The sequence below is a fragment of the Nonomuraea pusilla genome, assembly GCF_900109355.1.
Taxonomy (GTDB): domain Bacteria; phylum Actinomycetota; class Actinomycetes; order Streptosporangiales; family Streptosporangiaceae; genus Nonomuraea; species Nonomuraea pusilla.
Map to the genome: position 1 here is coordinate 297,754 of NZ_FOBF01000004.1, position 16,280 is coordinate 314,033.

16 protein-coding genes and 1 riboswitch are annotated in these 16,280 nt (G+C 72.1%); of the genes, 11 read left to right on the plus strand and 5 right to left on the minus strand.

Features of this window, described 5'->3' with window-relative positions; translation table 11 throughout:
• Positions 1–369 precede the first annotated feature (369 nt).
• The 5 genes from BMX74_RS10400 to BMX74_RS10420 are packed head-to-tail and all read right to left on the minus strand — an operon-like array spanning position 370 to position 6,244.
• Positions 370–1,401, minus strand: coding sequence for an ABC transporter ATP-binding protein (locus BMX74_RS10400; RefSeq protein WP_218153929.1), 1,032 nt, complete (start codon positions 1,399–1,401; stop codon positions 370–372).
• Positions 1,398–2,411 carry an ABC transporter ATP-binding protein gene (locus tag BMX74_RS10405; RefSeq protein WP_055503109.1) on the minus strand — a complete coding sequence of 338 codons (1,014 nt, stop codon included), beginning with the start codon at positions 2,409–2,411 and terminating at the stop codon, positions 1,398–1,400. The genes BMX74_RS10400 and BMX74_RS10405 overlap by 4 nt, the downstream gene beginning before the upstream one ends.
• Positions 2,411–3,391, minus strand: coding sequence for an ABC transporter permease (locus BMX74_RS10410; protein ID WP_055503108.1), 981 nt, complete (start codon positions 3,389–3,391; stop codon positions 2,411–2,413). Before BMX74_RS10410 ends, BMX74_RS10405 begins: the two co-directional genes overlap by 1 nt.
• 54 nt (positions 3,392–3,445) lie before the next feature.
• Entirely contained in the window at positions 3,446–5,233 is a 1,788-nt protein-coding gene (locus BMX74_RS10415) for an ABC transporter substrate-binding protein (protein WP_091099903.1), read from the minus strand.
• A gap of 9 nt (positions 5,234–5,242) precedes the next feature.
• The gene (locus BMX74_RS10420; protein WP_055503106.1) at positions 5,243–6,244 is read right to left on the minus strand and encodes an ABC transporter permease; all 1,002 of its coding nucleotides are present in this window, start codon (positions 6,242–6,244) and stop codon (positions 5,243–5,245) included.
• Positions 6,245–6,512: 268 nt separating this feature from the next.
• Here BMX74_RS10420 and BMX74_RS10425 point away from each other — a divergent pair, with 268 nt between their 5' ends.
• The 11 genes from BMX74_RS10425 (at position 6,513) to BMX74_RS10475 (ending at position 16,259) form a co-directional block, all read left to right on the plus strand.
• Complete coding sequence (locus BMX74_RS10425) at positions 6,513–7,322, plus strand: oxygenase MpaB family protein (protein ID WP_055503105.1); 810 nt, start codon at positions 6,513–6,515, stop codon at positions 7,320–7,322.
• 240 nt (positions 7,323–7,562) lie between these two features.
• Positions 7,563–7,693: riboswitch (FMN riboswitch) on the plus strand.
• Between the two features lie 103 nt (positions 7,694–7,796).
• Positions 7,797–9,005 carry a bifunctional diaminohydroxyphosphoribosylaminopyrimidine deaminase/5-amino-6-(5-phosphoribosylamino)uracil reductase RibD gene (gene ribD, locus BMX74_RS10430; protein WP_256256863.1) on the plus strand — a complete coding sequence of 403 codons (1,209 nt, stop codon included), beginning with the start codon at positions 7,797–7,799 and terminating at the stop codon, positions 9,003–9,005.
• Entirely contained in the window at positions 9,005–9,595 is a 591-nt protein-coding gene (locus BMX74_RS10435; protein WP_055503104.1) for a riboflavin synthase, read from the plus strand. The genes ribD and BMX74_RS10435 overlap by 1 nt, the downstream gene beginning before the upstream one ends.
• Positions 9,592–10,254 (plus strand): nicotinamide mononucleotide transporter family protein, encoded by a 663-nt coding sequence (locus tag BMX74_RS10440; protein ID WP_055503103.1) that lies wholly within the window; start codon positions 9,592–9,594, stop codon positions 10,252–10,254. Before BMX74_RS10435 ends, BMX74_RS10440 begins: the two co-directional genes overlap by 4 nt.
• Entirely contained in the window at positions 10,251–11,480 is a 1,230-nt protein-coding gene (locus BMX74_RS10445; protein WP_055503102.1) for a bifunctional 3,4-dihydroxy-2-butanone-4-phosphate synthase/GTP cyclohydrolase II, read from the plus strand. The genes BMX74_RS10440 and BMX74_RS10445 overlap by 4 nt, the downstream gene beginning before the upstream one ends.
• Positions 11,477–11,944, plus strand: coding sequence for a 6,7-dimethyl-8-ribityllumazine synthase (ribH, locus tag BMX74_RS10450; protein WP_055503101.1), 468 nt, complete (start codon positions 11,477–11,479; stop codon positions 11,942–11,944). The genes BMX74_RS10445 and ribH overlap by 4 nt, the downstream gene beginning before the upstream one ends.
• A 19-nt stretch (positions 11,945–11,963) precedes the next feature.
• The gene (locus BMX74_RS10455) at positions 11,964–12,434 is read left to right on the plus strand and encodes a PH domain-containing protein (protein WP_177227302.1); all 471 of its coding nucleotides are present in this window, start codon (positions 11,964–11,966) and stop codon (positions 12,432–12,434) included.
• Positions 12,435–12,543: 109 nt separating this feature from the next.
• Positions 12,544–13,434, plus strand: a complete 891-nt coding sequence (locus BMX74_RS10460; RefSeq protein ID WP_218153930.1) for an AAA family ATPase — start codon at positions 12,544–12,546, stop codon at positions 13,432–13,434.
• Positions 13,435–13,439: 5 nt separating this feature from the next.
• Positions 13,440–14,576 (plus strand): vWA domain-containing protein, encoded by a 1,137-nt coding sequence (locus BMX74_RS10465; protein WP_091099905.1) that lies wholly within the window; start codon positions 13,440–13,442, stop codon positions 14,574–14,576.
• Positions 14,569–15,678 carry an XdhC family protein gene (locus tag BMX74_RS10470; RefSeq protein WP_055503098.1) on the plus strand — a complete coding sequence of 370 codons (1,110 nt, stop codon included), beginning with the start codon at positions 14,569–14,571 and terminating at the stop codon, positions 15,676–15,678. Before BMX74_RS10465 ends, BMX74_RS10470 begins: the two co-directional genes overlap by 8 nt.
• On the plus strand, positions 15,675–16,259 hold the full coding sequence (locus BMX74_RS10475; protein ID WP_236714691.1) for a nucleotidyltransferase family protein: 585 nt from the start codon (positions 15,675–15,677) through the stop codon (positions 16,257–16,259). Before BMX74_RS10470 ends, BMX74_RS10475 begins: the two co-directional genes overlap by 4 nt.
• Positions 16,260–16,280 lie beyond the last annotated feature (21 nt).

The following is a 16,280-nucleotide window of genomic DNA, read 5'->3' on the forward strand; positions in this document are numbered from 1 at the left end:
ACCCGGACCACCGTCCCCTGAAGGCCCTCCTGCGAAGGTCGTCCCCCGGGGTTCTCCGAAAGCCGTTCCCTGAAGGCCCGGTCCTGATGGTGGTCCCCGGATGCCCGCCCCCTCAAGGCCCGTCCTGAGAGGCTGCTCTGAACCGGGCCGTCCTGAACCGGGCCGTCCTGAACCAGGCGGCGTCCCCCGATGAAGACGGTCCGCCGGGAAACGCGGACGCCCGGCCGCCGTGGGGCGGTCGGGCGTCGGGAGAGTACGGCGGGCGAGGGCGCGATCGCGAGGCGCGCGAGCAGGGGGGCGGGCCTGTGCCGCGCCGGTCGCGAGGCGCGCGAGCAGGGGGGTGCGGGCCGTGAGGCCGGGCAGCGGCCGTCAGGCGAGGGCCGGGTCCAGCACGATGTCGTCGCCCTGCACCGTCGGCTCCTCGGGGAAGTGGCAGGCCGTCAGGTGGCCCTCCCGGTTCCCGTCGAGGCGGACCAGCGGCGGCTCCTCGGTGGCGCATTTGTCCTGCGCCTTCCAGCAGCGCGTACGGAACCGGCACCCGGACGGCGGGTCGATCGGCGAGGGGACGTCCCCGGCGAGCCGGATGCGCTCGCGCGGCGGTGCGTCGAGGTCGGCCTCGGGCACGGCCGAGAGCAGGGCGTGCGTGTACGGGTGCCGGGGCCGCTGGTACAGGGAGTCGCGGTCGGCGATCTCCACGATCTTGCCGAGGTACATGACCGCGACGCGCTGGGAGAAGTGCCTGACGACGGCCAGGTCGTGGGCGATGAACAGGAACGCGATGCCCATCTCCTCCTGCAGCCGCTGCAGCAGGTTGATCACCTGGGCCTGGATCGACACGTCCAGGGCGGAGACGGGCTCGTCCGCGATGATCAGCTTGGGCTGGAGGGCGAGCGCGCGGGCGACGCCGATGCGCTGGCGCTGGCCGCCGGAGAACTCGTGCGGGAAGCGGTTGTAGTGCTCCGGGTTGAGTCCGACGATCTCCAGCAGCTCCCTGGCCCTGGCCTCCCTGCCGCCGGGCGGGTTGATGCCGTGGATGTCCATCGGGCCGCGGATGATCGAGCCCACGGTGTGGCGGGGGTTGAGCGACGAGTACGGGTCCTGGAAGACCATCTGGATCTCGGGCCGGATCGGCTTGAGCTCCTTGCGGCCGGCGTGCGTGATGTCCTGACCGTTGTAGACGATCTTGCCGCTGGTCGGCTCCAGCAGGCGGGCGGCCAGCCGGCCGGTGGTGGACTTGCCGCAGCCCGACTCGCCGACCAGGCCGAGCGACTCGCCGGCGTGGACGACCAGGTCGACGCCGTCCACGGCGTGGACGGCGCCGATCTGCCGCTTGATCAGCGTGCCGCCCCTGACCGGGAAGTGCTTCTCCAGGCCGGACAGCTCCAGCAGCTTCTCGCTCACTTGGTCTCCTCCGCGGGTCGTGCGCGCAGTTCGGCCTTCTGGCTGGGCGACAGGTAGCAGGCGTCGCCGTGCCCGCGGTGGGGGGCCAGTTCGGGACGCTCTCCCTTGCACACCTCGGGGCCGAGCAGCTTCATGTAGTCGCAGCGAGGGTGGAACGGGCAGCCGGACGGCACGTTGATCAGGCTCGGCGGCGTGCCGCGCACGGGGTGGAGCGGCAGGTCGACGGGCCTGTTCAGGGTCGGCATGGAGCCGAGCAGGCCCCACGTGTACGGGTGGCGCGGCTCGCGCAGCACCTCGGGCATGGTGCCGCGTTCCACGGCCCGGCCGGCGTACATGACGAGCACGTCGTGGGCGGTCTGGGCGACCACGCCGAGGTCGTGGGTGATCAGGATGATCGCGGTGCCGGTCTGCTCCTGCAGCTCGCGCAGCAGGTCGAGGATCTGCGCCTGGACGGTCACGTCGAGGGCGGTGGTGGGCTCGTCGGCGATGAGCAGGCCGGGGTCGCACACCAGCGCCATGGCGATCATCGCGCGCTGGCGCATGCCGCCGGAGAACTGGTGCGGGTAGTCGTCCACGCGGATCTTGGGCTGGGGGATGCCGACGCGGTCGAGCATCTCGATGGCCCGGTCCCTCGCGACGGACTTGGACACGCCGCGGTGCTTGCGGTAGACCTCGGCGATCTGCGCGCCCACCGTGTGGTACGGCGACAGCGACGTCAGCGGGTCCTGGAAGATCATCGCGATCTTGTTGCCGCGCAGCTTCTCCATGGTGGAGCGGGGCGCGCCGAGCAGTTGCTGCCCGTCGAACATGATGCTGCCGGAGATCTTGGCGGTCTCGGGGTTGTGCAGGCCGAGCACGGCCAGGTTCGTCACCGACTTGCCGGAGCCGGACTCGCCCACGATGCCGAGCGTGGTGCCGCGCTCGATGCCGAACGACAGCCCGTCCACGGCGTGCACGACGCCGTCCTCGGTGTGGAAGTCGACGGTCAGCTCGTTGACCTCGAGATACATCAGCTCAGCCTCACGCGTGGGTCGATGACGGCGTACAGGGCGTCCACGACGACGTTCATCACCACGATCGCGGCGGCGGCGACGAGGACGACCGCCATCAGCAGGGGCAGGTCGGAGTTGTTGACGGCGTTGAGCGACAGGCGGCCGAGCCCCTGGAGGCCGAAGGTGGTCTCGGTGATGATGGCGCCGCCGATCAGGGTGCCCAGGTCGACGCCGAAGATGGTGACGATCGGCGTGAGCGTGCCGCGCAGCGCGAAACGCAGGACGACGCTGGCGCCGGACATGCCCTTGGCCCTCGCGGTCCTGACGTAGTCCTCGCTCAGGGTCTCCACCATGGTGGAGCGGGTCATCCTCGTGTAGTTCGCGGTGAAGATGATCGCGAGCACGATCCAGGGCAGCAGCAGCCCCGAGAACCAGCCGACCGGGTCCTCGGTGATCGGTATGTACTTCGGCTGGGCGAAGACGTGCAGCTGGTACACGAAGAAGTACATCAGCAGGGTGCCGACGAAGTAGATCTGCACCGAGGCGCCGATCAGCGACGACACGCTCGCGATCTTGTCGAGCGCCTTGCCCTGGCGCAGCGCGGCGATGACGCCGGTGGCCACGCCGAACAGCAGGAAGATCACGGCGGCGCCGACGGTCAGCGCGAGCGTGGCGGGCAGGCGGTCGATGATGGTGTCGAACACCGGCTGCCGGTTCACGAACGAGTAGCCGAGGCAGGGCGCCGGGCAGTGGCCGAGCCCCTCGTAGTCGCGGCCGACGAAGATGGCCACCACCCACGAGACGAACTGCACCATCAGCGGCTTGTCGATGCCCAGGTTGTGGCGGGCCTGCGCGAGGGTCTCCGGCGGGCAGACCTTGCCGCAGGCGAGCCTGGCCGGGTCGGCTGGGATCGCGTAGAAGAGCAGGAAGGTCACCGCCGAGATGATCATCAGGATGACCGCGGCGGCCAGGGTGCGGCGGATGAGGAATCGAAGCACGGGATCTCCAAGAGGGTGCTCCGGGCGCCATGCGGGGCGCCCGGAGCAGCGGCACTACTTCTTCACGAAGATGGTGTTCGGCGAGACGACCCACTGCTGCGGGTCGATCTCGGCGCCACCCACCTTGGAGCCGTGGAGGGTGGTCGCGATCCGGTTCTCGGCGACCACCAGCGGCGTGTACTTCTCCTGGACCTCCTTGTCCAGGGCCATCCACGCCTTGTTCGCGGCGTCGATGTCGGGGTTCTCGGAGATCTCCTTCATCTTCGCGCTCAGCTCAGGGGTGTTGAGGTGGGACATGTTCTGGCCACCGTCGGACACCGGGCCGAAGATGATCGGCATCACGGTCGAGCCGGACGGCCAGTCGGCGCCCCAGCCGCCCCAGTACAGGTCGAACTCGTTCTTGGTCTGGCTGATCGAGTCGTAGTACGTCTTGCGGTCGAGCGGCTTGGCGACGACCTTGATGCCGGCCTTCTCCAGGGCGTTCTTGATCACCACGGTGACCTGCTCCTGGACGGGCGTCTGGTTGTAGGCGTACACGATGGTCGGGTTCGGGTTGCCCGACTCGGCCAGGAGCTGCTTGGCCTTCTCGATGTCGCCCTCGGGCTTGGTCGTCTTCTCGAACAGGTCGTACGGCTCGTAGCCGACGGTCGTGTTCTCGTTGAGGATCGTCGTGGGCAGGGCCGCGGCGTTGGGGCCGCCCAGCGTCTGCTGGATCTGCTTCGACGGCCAGGCGAAGTTGACGGCCTGGCGGACCTTCTGGTCCTTCACCCGGTCGAGGTTGAAGTAGTAGTAGTTGCCGTACGGCGACGGGCTGATCATGCGCCGGTCGGCCAGGTTCGGGTCGTCGAGCACCTGCTGCAGGCGCTCCGGCGGCACCGCCGCGTAGAAGGTGAACGCGGTCTGGTCGGGGCCGGAGTCGGCCACGAGACGGTCGGTGATCTGGAGGGCCTCCTGGCCGAACTCCAGCTTCCACACGTCGGGGTACGCGCCGCGGATCGGGTCGGTGTTGGGGTCCCAGTTCGGGTTGCGCACCAGCTCGTACGACTTGTCCACGACGTGCGACTTGATGATGTACGGACCGGAGGAGACGGGCCCCTGGTCGTACTTCTCCTTCGTGTCCTTGGCCTTGGGCACGATGCTGTAGCCGGCCATCGCGAAGGCGTAGTTGGCGTCGGCGTGCGGCGTCTTGAACTTGAAGACGATCGTCTTGTCGTCAGGAGTCTCGATGTTGTCGAGCTCCTTGCCGTCGTACGGGCCCTTGTAGGCCTTCTTGTAGTCCTCCTCCGTCAGCCACTGCTGGATGTAGCTCGGGCCGAAGGTGACGAAGGGGGCGAACATCCGCTCGATCGTCCACTTGACGTCGGCGGAGGTGATCGGGGCCCCGTCCTGCCACTTCACGCCGTCCTTGAGGGTGAAGGTCCAGGTCTTGCCGCCGTCGGAGGGGGTGCCCGCGTCGGTGGCGAGGTCGCCGACCAGCTTGTACTCGCCCTTGGCGATGCGCTTGTAGCCGGTCAGGCCGCGGTTGAGGAGCAGGCCCATGTTGGCGTCGGTGTTGACGTACACCTGCGCCGGGTCGAGGTGCGCGTAGTCGTCACGGTCGATCATGGTGACCGTGCCGCCCTTGACGACGCCCTCCGGGGCGATGGCCGGGCCCTTGGAGTCCTCGGCGGTGCCGAGGGTGATCACGGCGGGCTTGTACGGGGCCGCGGCGGGGGCCGCGGACGAGGCGCCGGCGCTCGGAGCGCCCGCGGGCGCGCCGGCGTTGCCGGGGGCGCACGCGCCCACCAGGGCCATCGACGCCGCGGCGAGCAGCGCGAAAGCCGACCGTCTCCGGATGTTCATTTCTCTCCTCTAGCGCTTGATCTTGGGGTCGAAGGCGTCGCGGATGGAGTCGCCGAGCAGGTTGAAGGCGACGACGAAGACCAGCAGGGCGACGCCGGGGAAGATGAGGTAGGTGATGTCGTTGCGGTAGACCTGCGTGGCCCGCAGGAACATCCGGCCCCAGTCGGGCACGAGCTCGCCCATGCCGACCCCGAGGAAGGACAGGCCCGCCTCGGCGGTCACCATGGCCGGGAGGAGGAGAGTGGACTGGATGAGGATCGGCGTCCACAGGTTGGGCAGCAGCTCCTTGAAGACGATCCGGGCGGGGGAGGCCCCGGTCACCTTCGCCGCCTCCACGAACTCGCGGGTACGCAACGACAGCACCTGGCCGCGCAGGAGACGTGCCAGGCCGGCCCAGCCGAACGCGGTGAGCATGATGGTCAGCGACACCGCCCGGAGCCACACGGGGGGCTCCTCGTTGGAGGCCACCAGGATGCTGTCCACGACGGGCATGAACGCGATGATGAACAGCGTCTGGGGGAACGACAGCGTCAGGTCGATGACGCGGCCGACGAAGTAGTCGGTCTTGCCTCCGGCGTAGCCGGCGACGATGCCGATGACGATGCCGAGCACGGTCATGATGATCGTCGCGACGACCGCGATGCCCAGCGACGTCCTGATGCCGTAGACGAGCTGGGTGAACACGTCACGGCCGAGGCTCGGCTCCAGTCCGAACCAGTACTCGGAGCTGATGCCGCCGTTCGGCGCGACCGGGTAGCCGTAGTCGTTGAGCAGGCCCGGGATGTCCTGGCCGTACAGCGTGTACGGGTTCTTACCGTAGACGGCCGCGATGACCGGCGCGAGGATCGCGACCAGGAAGAAGAAGATCACGATGATGGCGGAGATCACCCCGGTGCGGTCGCGCCGGAAGCGGAGCCACATGAGCTGGCCCGGTGAGCGGCCGACGGCCTCCTGGGTCTCGGTCACGGACGTCGCGTCGACCGCGGGTGCTGTGGACGTCGGTGTCGTCATGTAGATGGGGCTCCAAGCAAACAAGCAAATCAGGATGTTTCCGACCTGATGGCAGGTTTGCAGGCCATCTTGCGTGCAAGCAACAGTTTGCGGTTATTTCTCGATTTTGGTGCGCAAAGTCCATCAGCTTGTGCTGATAAATCTCTTGTCACCGTGGTGCCTGGCCTGGGAGTATGAAGCACGGTGTAAGCCGGTTAATCACGGAATTTATGCACAACCAAGACACGTTCGTGACATGGCGGTCGGCCACCTGGGTAATCACTTACTTATGGACGACCACGGGATCTTCGGCCCGGGATCGGTGACCTGGCGCGTCATGGGCGAGCCGATCCTCCTGGTCGGCGGCATCCGCGCCCTGCTGATGCAGGGCCTGCACCCCCGGGCCATGCGCGGGGTGCTGCAGAACTCCACCCTCATGGACCCCAACGAAGCATGGGCCCGGTTCGTTCGCACGACCGAGTTCGTCCGCGTCCGCACGTACGGCACCACCGCGGAGGTCGCCCGCGCCGGACGGAGAGTCCGCAGGATCCACGCCTCGCTGACCGCGTACGACCCCGACTCCGGCGAGCACTACCGCCTCGACGACCCGCCCGCCCTGCGCTGGGTCCACGTCGGCGAGGTGGACTCGTACCTCACCGTCGCCCGCCGGGCCGGCGTCGGGCTGTCCGACGCCGACGCCGACAGGTTCGTCGCCGAGTGGCGCGAGGCCGCCGAGGTGGTGGGGCTGAGCCGTGACGAGGTGCCGGGGTCGGTGGCGGAGCTGGAGGCGTACATCCGGGAGGAACGCCCCGGGCTGCGGTTCGTCCCCGAAGCCTCCCACCCGCTGCGGCTGTCGCTCAACGCGCCGCTCCCGCTGCTGCTGACGCCGCTGCGTCCCGCGCTGCCCGCGCTGACGCTGCTCGCGTTCGCCACCCTGCCCCGCTGGGCCAGGCGCCTGTACGGGCTGCCGGCGACGCCGGTCGGCGACCTGTGGGCGACGGCGACGCTGCGCACCCTGCACACCGGGCTGGGCCTGGTGCCGGCGCAGGTCCGCTACAGCCCGTCCGCCCGCCGCGCCCACCGCATCACCGCCGCCTGACCCGCCGCCCAAGCGGGCCCCCACCGCCCAAGCGGGCCCCGATCGCCCTAACCGGCCCCGATCGCCCTAACCGGCCTCGATCGCCCAAGCGCGCGCCAGGCCGCCCCACGCCCGCAGCAGGCGCCGCGCCCGCGCCCCGGGCCGCCCTTCCCCGCGCGGGCGCGCCGCCCCCGGAGATCGATCGGCCGGGGGCTGTCGCGTCCGGCGAATCGGACATGGCACACTGGGGAGGAGAAGAGCTAGCGTGCTCCGGGGTCGGTGAAAGTCCGAACCGGCGGTGACAGTCCGCGACCCGGCCGATGCCATCGGCCGGTTGACCCGGTGGAATTCCGGGACCGACGGTTAAAGTCCGGATGGGAGGAAGCGCGCGAGGTGTCCGGCGTCCCGCCGGACGCCTGTCGTGGTGCGTGCCCGCACCCGAGAACCCCCCGGGGCCCCCGTGGCGACCAGCCACTGGTGAGGAGGAGGCCCGGGGTGGCGGAGACACCCGAACCCGACGCCGCGCACATGGCGCGCGCCGTCGAACTCGCCGCGCGCGGACACGGCGCCACCAGCCCCAACCCGGTCGTCGGCTGCGTCGTGCTCGACGCCGCGGGACAGGTCGCCGGTGAGGGGTTCCACGCCTTCGCGGGCGGACCCCACGCCGAGGTCGTGGCGCTGGAGCAGGCGGGCGAGCGCGCCCGCGGCGGCACCGCGTACGTCACGCTCGAACCCTGCGACCACACCGGCAGGACCGGCCCCTGCAGCGGGGCGCTGCTGCGGGCGGGCGTGTCCCGCGTCGTGGTCGCCGTGCCCGACCCCACGCCGAAGGCGGCGGGCGGCGCGGAACGGCTGCGCGCCGCGGGGGTCGAGGTGCGCGTCGGGGTGCTCGAGGCCGAGGCGGAACGGGTCAACGAGGAGTGGCTCACCTACGCCAGGCTGGGCCGTCCCCACGTCACCTGGAAGCTCGCCGCCACCCTCGACGGCCGCTCCGCCGCCGAGGACGGCACCAGCCAGTGGATCACCTCGCCCGAGGCCAGGGCCGACGTCCACCGCCTGCGGGCCGCCAGCGACGCCGTCATGGCGGGCATCGGCACCGTCCTGGCCGACGACCCGCGCCTGACCGCGCGCCCCGCGCCGCCCCAGGACCCGCGTCCGGACGACCCGCGCCCGGACGACCCATGCCCGGACGACCCGCGCCTGACCGGGCGCCAGGGCCTGCCCCACGGACTGCCCGACGGCCCGCGCCCGCCCTCCGCGCGGCGCGTGCCGCTGCGCGTCGTGGTCGACTCCGACGCGCGGACCCCGCCCACCGCCAGGGTGCTCGACGGCCAGGCGCCCACGCTCGTGGCCGTCGCCGAGGACGCGCCCGCCGCGCTCGACGCCGACCTGCTGCGCCTGCCGCGCCGCGACGGCGGCCTCGACCTGGAGGCCCTGCTGCGCGAACTGGCCGCCAGGGACGTCGTCAGCGTGTTCCTGGAGGGCGGGCCCACCCTGGCCGGGTCGTTCATGCGGCACGGCCTGGTGGACCGCGTGGTCGCCTACCTCGCGCCCGCCTTCCTCGGCTCTGGCCGCGCGGCGCTCGGCCCGGCCGGAGTGCGCAGCGTCTCCGGGATCCACCGCCTGGTCTTCGACGACGTAACCCCCATCGGGCCGGACCTGCGGCTGACCGCCCGGCCTCCCCACCGAGTCAGGGAGCAGTGATGTTCACCGGAATCATCGAGGAGAAAGGCGAGGTCGTCGCCGTCGAGCCGGCGGGCGACTCCGCGCGGCTGTCGGTGCGCGGGCCCGTCGTGACGTCCGACGCCCGCCACGGCGACTCCATCGCGGTCAACGGCGTGTGCCTGACCGTCGTGGACGTCGCGGGCGACGTCTTCACCGCGGACGTGATGAAGGAGACGCTCGACCGCAGCTCGCTCGGCGCGCTCGCCGAGGGGTCGGCGGTCAACCTGGAACGTGCCGTGCGGGCCGACCAGCGCCTCGGCGGGCACATCGTGCAGGGCCACGTCGACGGCACCGCCGTGCTGCGGTCGCGCGAGCCCGGCGAGCGGTGGGACAACCTGCGCTTCTCCCTCCCCGAGCCGCTCAGCCGGTACGTCGCGGAGAAGGGCTCCATCGCGATCGACGGAATCAGCCTGACGGTCACGACGGTTGACGACGACGGCTTCGGCGTGAGCCTCATCCCCACCACGCTGAAGCTGACCACGATGGGCGAGCGCCGGGTGGGCGACGTCGTCAACATCGAGGTGGACGTGATCGCGAAGTACGTGGAAAGGCTGGTGGTCAGGCCGTGAACTGGGCAAACGCCGGATTCACCCTGTTCGGCCACACCGTGCTGTGGACGGACCTCGTCGGCAACGTCGCCGCCCTGGCCACCGTCCTGCTCGCCATGCGCAAGTCCATGTGGACCTGGCCGGTGCAGTTCGCCGGCTCGGTGCTGCTGTTCATCGCCTCGATCAACGCGCACATCACCGGCAACGCGCTCAAGCAGGCCATGTTCGCCGGCCTGGCCGTCTACGGCTGGTGGGCGTGGCGGCGCGGCACCCAGGACGGCGCGCGGCTCGCCGTCAGGCCCGCCTGGTGGTGGGAGCGCCTGCTGCTGGCCGGAGCCGTCCTCGCGGGCACCGTCGTCGTCGGTCTGCTGTTCTGGGTGACGGGCCTGTCGTGGGGCGCCCACGAGCCGCTGCCCAAGGGCGCCTTCCTGGTCGCGGCCGACGCCTACATCTTCGTCGGCAGCGCGGTCGCCACCTGGGCGCAGGGCAGGGCCCTCGTCGACTTCTGGGTCGTGTGGGTGGCCGTGGACCTCGTCGGCGTGCCGCTCGCGTTCAGCTCCGGGCTGGTCGTCTCCGGCGCCGTGTACGGGGTGTTCTTCGTCCTCGTCGTCGCCGGGTTCGTCAAGTGGCTGCGGGAGTACCGCACGTCGCCCCTCGCGACCGTGGCGGTGGCCCAGTGAACGGCACCTCGGACAGGCCCGTGTTCGACCCGGTGGAGCGGGCGATCGACGACATCCGCAACGGCCGCCCGGTCGTGGTCGTCGACGACGAGAACAGGGAGAACGAAGGCGACCTTATCTTCGCGGCCGCCAAGGCCACGCCCGACCTGTGCGGCTTCACCATCAGGCACACCAGCGGCGTGATCTGCGTGGCGATGGAGGGCGAGGAGCTCGACCGGCTGGGCCTGCCGCTCATGGTGGCGCAGAACAGGGAGGCCATGCGGACGGCGTACACGGTCACCGTGGACGCGCGCGACGGCGTCACCACCGGCATCTCCGCCGCCGACCGCGCGAGGACGATCCGCGCGCTCGCCGACTCGGCGACCGAGCCCGAGGAACTGGTGCGGCCCGGTCACATCTTCCCCCTCCGCTACCGCGCGGGCGGAGTGCTGGCCAGGCGCGGCCACACCGAGGCCGCCGTCGACCTCGCCAGGCTCGCCGGGCTGTCGCCCGCCGGGGCGCTGGCCGAGGTGGTCAACGACGACGGCACCATGGCGAGGCTGCCGCGGCTGCGGGAGTTCGCCGACGAGCACGGCCTCGCGCTGATCTCGATCGAGCAGCTCGTCGACCACCGCCGCCGCGCCGAGAGCATGGTCACCAGGGTGGCCGAGACCCGGCTGCCCAACGCGTACGGCATGTGGCGCGCCTACGGCTACGCCAGCGACCTCGACGGCGGCGAGCACGTCGCGCTCGTGCTCGGCGACCTCGGCGACGGCGAGGGCGTCCTCGTCAGGGCCCACTCCGAGTGCCTGACCGGCGACGTGTTCGGCTCGCTGCGCTGCGACTGCGGCGTGCAGCTCGACCACGCGATGGCGGCCATCGCCAAGGAGGGCCGCGGCGTCGTCGTCTACCTGCGCGGCCACGAGGGCAGGGGCATCGGCCTGCTGGCCAAGCTCAAGGCGTACGGGCTGCAGGACAACGGCAGCGACACCGTCGACGCGAACCTCGAGCTGGGCCTGCCCGTGGACGCGCGGGAGTTCTCCAACGCGGGGCAGATCCTCGCCGACCTCGGCGTGAAGTCGGTGCGGCTGCTCACCAACAACCCGGCCAAGCTCAGGGGCATGGACGGCTACGGCATCAAGGTCCTCGGGCGCGAGCCCATGCCGGTCGCCATGAACCCGTACAACGAGCGCTATCTCACGGCCAAGCGGGAGCGGCTCGGCCACGACATCTCGGAGGCTTCATGAGCGGGGAAGGACGGCCGGGGGCGGCGGCGCCCGACGCGGCGGGCCTGACCGTCGGCGTGGTCGCGGCGAGCTGGCACGCGCGCATCACCGACCAGCTCGTCGCGCGCGCCCTGCAGGCGTGCGACGACAGCGGCGCGAGCGCCACGGTGGTGCGGGTGCCGGGCTCGCTGGAGATCCCGGTGGTCGCGCAGGCGCTGGCCCGCCGCTGCGACGCGGTGGTGGCGCTGGGCGCGGTCATCAGGGGCGAGACGGCCCACTTCGACTACGTCTGCGACTCGGTGACGTCGGGGCTGACCCGCGTCTCGCTGGACGAGGGCACGCCCGTCGGCAACGGCGTGCTGACCTGCGAGACGCTGGACCAGGCGATCGACCGCTCCGGCCTGCCGGGCAGCAAGGAGGACAAGGGGTACGAGTCGGCGGTGGCGGCGCTGGAGACCGCCCTCCTGATCAGGAAGCTCGGCTGACCTGCGATAGGTTTCGACCGTGTCCGACGCAGCACCCGCCCGCGAGCCCGTGCCCGCCCCGTCCCTGCCCGTCACCTGGCGTCCCAGCCGTGGCCGCCTCGTCGCGTACGTCTCGGCCGCGGTGGTCGTGGCGGGGGCGGTCGCCATGGCGATCTTCATCGCCGAGCCGTTCAAGCTGCCCGACCGCCTGGCGATCGTGGCGTTCGCCTGCGCCGTGGCGTTCGTCCTCCACCTGCTCGGGCGGGTGCGGGTGGAGGCCGACGAGGAGGGCCTGACGATCGTCAACGCGGTGCGCACCCACCACTACACCTGGCCGGAGGTCATCGAGGTGACGCTGCTCGTCGGCGACCCGTGGCCGAAGATCGACTTCTCCGACGGCAGGACGATCGGCGCGATGGGCATCCAGGGCTCGGAGAAGCCCCGTGCCCGTCGCGCCACCGCCGAGCTGGCGGCGCTCATCAAGGAGCGCGGCGAGGCCGACGAGGGCTGACCCGCGCCGCGTCCGCCTGACTCGCGTCGCCCCGCCTGACCCGCGTCGCTCCCTGACCCGCTTCGTGTCCCTTATGTCGCGGCGGGCGCGCGGAGCGTAGCCTGAAGGCGTGCTGCCGCCTACCGTCAGGGCCACGGACGTCGACTCGCCCGAGCAGCTCGCCGAGCTGCTCGACCGGCACGCCTACCTGGCCGACGAGGGGCTGGCCACCGCCGTGTTCCTCGCGCTGAGGATGGGCCGCCCGCTGTTCCTGGAGGGCGAGGCGGGCGTCGGCAAGACCGAGCTGGCCAAGACCCTGGCAGAGCTCCTCGGCGCGCCGCTCATCCGGCTGCAGTGCTACGAGGGTCTCGACGCCGCCCAAGCGCTGTACGACTGGGACTTCGCCCGCCAGCTCCTCCACCTCAAGGCGGCCGAGGCGGCCGGCGTCACGGACGTGGGCCGTCTGGAGGGCGAGATCTACGACCGGCGCTTCCTCATCGCCAGGCCTCTGCTGAAGGCCGTCGAGACGCAGCCGAGCGTGCTGCTGGTCGACGAGATCGACCGGGCCGACGACGAGTTCGAGGCGTTCCTGCTGGAGGTGCTCTCCGACTTCACGATCTCCATCCCCGAGCTGGGGACGATCAGGGCGCGCACGCCGCCGGTGGTCGTGGTGACGTCCAACCGCACCCGCGAGGTGCACGACGCGCTCAAGCGCCGCTGCCTGTACCACTGGCTGGAGCACCCGACCTTCGAGCGGGAGGTCGCCATCCTGCTGCGCCGCCTGCCCGGCTGCGGCCGGACGCTGGCCGAGCAGGTGGCGCGGGCGGCGGAGCGGCTGCGCGGCGCCGGCCTGGTCAAACCGCCTGGCGTGGCCGAGACGCTCGACTGGGCCGAGGCGCTGCTGACGCTCGGCGCGAAGGAGCTCGACCCCGACAGGGCGGCCGCCACGCTGGGGGCGGCGCTGAAGTACCGCGAGGACGTCGCCGCCGTCCTGAGCGACGGCCTGCTCGCCAGGGAGTGACCGCGATGACCGCGCCGGGGCCGCCGAGGGGAGCACGAGGGGTTCCGGCGTGGACGGGCGCCGCCGGCGAGCTCGCGGCCACCATGACCGGGTTCGCGAGGACGCTGCGGGCCGCGGGGGTGGCCGCCGACCACGAGCGCACCCAGAACCTGCTGCGCGCCCTGCGCCACCTCGACGTCGCCGAGCCGCGCCAGGTCTACTGGGCGGGACGGCTCACGCTCTGCTCGGGCCCCGACGACCTGCCGCGCTACGACCGCTGCTTCGCCGCGTACTTCGGCGGGCTGAGGGCGCGGGCGGAGCGGCCCGCCGTCGCCACGGTGACCAGGCGCCTCGCCGCCGACGGCGCGGGCGTGGACGACGGCGCGCGGGGCGAGGGCGAGGCGGTGCCGGGCGCCGCGAGCCGGGCCGAGGTCCTGCGCCACCGCGACGTGGCCAGGCTCACCGACGCGGAGCGGGCCGAGGTGCACGCGATGCTGTCCATGCTGCGCGCCGGGCGGGCCAGGCGCCGCTCGCGCCGCTTCGAGGGCTCCCACCGCGGCGTCCTCGACCGGCGCAGGACGATCCGCGACGCGCTCAGGAAGGGCGAGATCGCCCGGCTGCGCCACCGCAGGCACACCACCAGGCCGCGTCCCGTCGTGCTGTTCGTGGACGTGAGCGGCTCGATGGCGCCGTACGCGGAGACGCTGCTGCGGTTCGCGCACGCGCTGGTCAGGAGCGAGCCGAGGGCCACCGAGGTGTACTCCGTCGGCACCAGGCTCACGCCGATCACCGCCGAGCTGCGCCACCGCGACCCGGGCACGGCGCTGGCCGAGGTGTCGAGGGCGGTCCCCGACTGGAGCGGCGGCACCCGGCTGGGCGAGGAGCTGCGCGAGTACCTGTCGCGGCGCAGCGCGCGCGGCGCGATCGCGGTGATCGCCTCCGACGGGTGGGAGCGCGGCGACCCCGCGCTGCTCGGGGCGCAGGTCGCCAGGCTGTCCCGGCAGGCGTACCGGGTGATCTGGGTCAACCCGCACAAGGGGTACGAGGACTACCGGCCGCTGACGGGAGGCATGCGGGCCGTGCTGCCGTACCTCGACGACCTCGTGGCGGGGCACAGCCTGGCCGCCTTCGAAGAACTCAGTGAAAGGCTCGCAGATGCGTGACGTGCTGCCGGAGATCGTGCGCTGGTGGAGGTCGGGGGAGACGTTCGGGCTGGCCACGGTCGTCAGCACGTTCCGCAGCGCGCCGAGGCCGCCGGGCGCGGCGATGGCGGTGCGCGGCGGCGAGGTGGTCGGCAGCGTCTCCGGCGGGTGCGTCGAGGGCGCGGTGTTCGAGCTGGCGGCCGAGGCGTCCGAGCCGGTGCTCCAGCGGTACGGCGTGAGCGACGACGACGCCTTCGCCGTGGGGCTCACCTGCGGCGGCATCATCGACGTCTTCGTCGAGCCGGTCTCGCCGGAGACGTTCCCCGAGCTGGGGGAGATCGCGCGGGCGGTCGAGGCGCACGAGCCGGTCGCCGTCGCCACCGTCGTCGCGGGGCCGGGCAGGATCGGCGCCCGCCGGGTGATCTGGCCGGAGCGCTCGTCCGGGTCGCTCGGCCCCGCCCGCCTGGACGAGGCCGTGGACGACGACGCCCGCGGCATGCTCGCGCAGGGGCTGACCGGCACCCGGCACTACGGGGCGAGGGGCGAGCGGCGCCTGGACGACCTGGGCGTGTTCGTGCAGTCGTTCGCGCCGCCGCCGCGCATGCTGGTCTTCGGCGCGATCGACTTCGCCGCCGCCGTGGCCAGGATCGGCAAGTTCCTCGGCTACCACGTCACCGTCTGCGACGCCAGGCCGGTGTTCGCCACGGCGAAGCGTTTCCCCGACGCCGACGAGGTCGTGGTCAAGTGGCCGCACGACTACCTGGCCTCGGTGCCGGTGGACGCGAGGACGGTCGTCTGCGTCCTCACCCACGACCCGAAGTTCGACGTCCCGCTGCTGGAGGTGGCGCTGCGCACCGGCGCCGGGTACGTCGGCGCCATGGGCTCGCGCCGCACCCACGAGGACCGGCTGGCCAGGCTGCGCGAGGCCGGGCTGACAGCGGCCGAGCTGGGCAGGCTCCGCTCGCCGATCGGCCTCGACCTGGGCGCGCGCACGCCGGAGGAGACGGCCGTGTCGATCGCGGCCGAGCTGATCCAGCTCCGCTGGGGCGGCTCGGGCCGGCCGCTGTCGGACACCTCGGGCCGCATCCACCACGAGGCCCGGACCGAGGGGCGCGGCGCGTGAAGGGCTCCGGGGTGGCAGGGCTGCTGCTCGCGGCCGGGCGGGGCGCGCGGCTCGGCACGCCGAAGGCGCTCGTCGAGCACGAGGGGGAGCGGCTGGTGGACCGCGGCGTACGGCTGCTGGAGGAGGGCGGCTGCCACCCGGTCGTGGTCGTGCTCGGCGCGGCGACCGTCCAGGTGCGCGGGGCCGTGACGGTGCGCAACCCGGACTGGGAGTCCGGCATGGGCTCGTCGCTGCGGGTGGGGCTCGCCGCGCTGCCCGACGCCGCGCGGGCCGTGGTCGTCGCGCTGGTGGACCAGCCGTTCATCGGGCCGGGCGCGGTGCGCGCGCTCGTCGGCTCGGGCGCGCCCGTCGCCGTCGCCACGTACGGCGGCAGGCGGAGGAACCCGGTGCTGATCGCCCGTGAGCACTTCGCCGAGGTGGCCGCGCTGGCCGTCGGCGACGTGGGCGCGCGGCCGTTCCTCAGGGCGCACCCTGAGCTGGTGACGGAGGTGCCGTGCGACGAGTACGGCGACCCGTCGGACATCGACACGCCCGAGGACCTCGCCCGCCTTCTCACCGGGCCCGCTGATCAGGCCCGGTGATCAGGCCCGCTGACCGGGCCT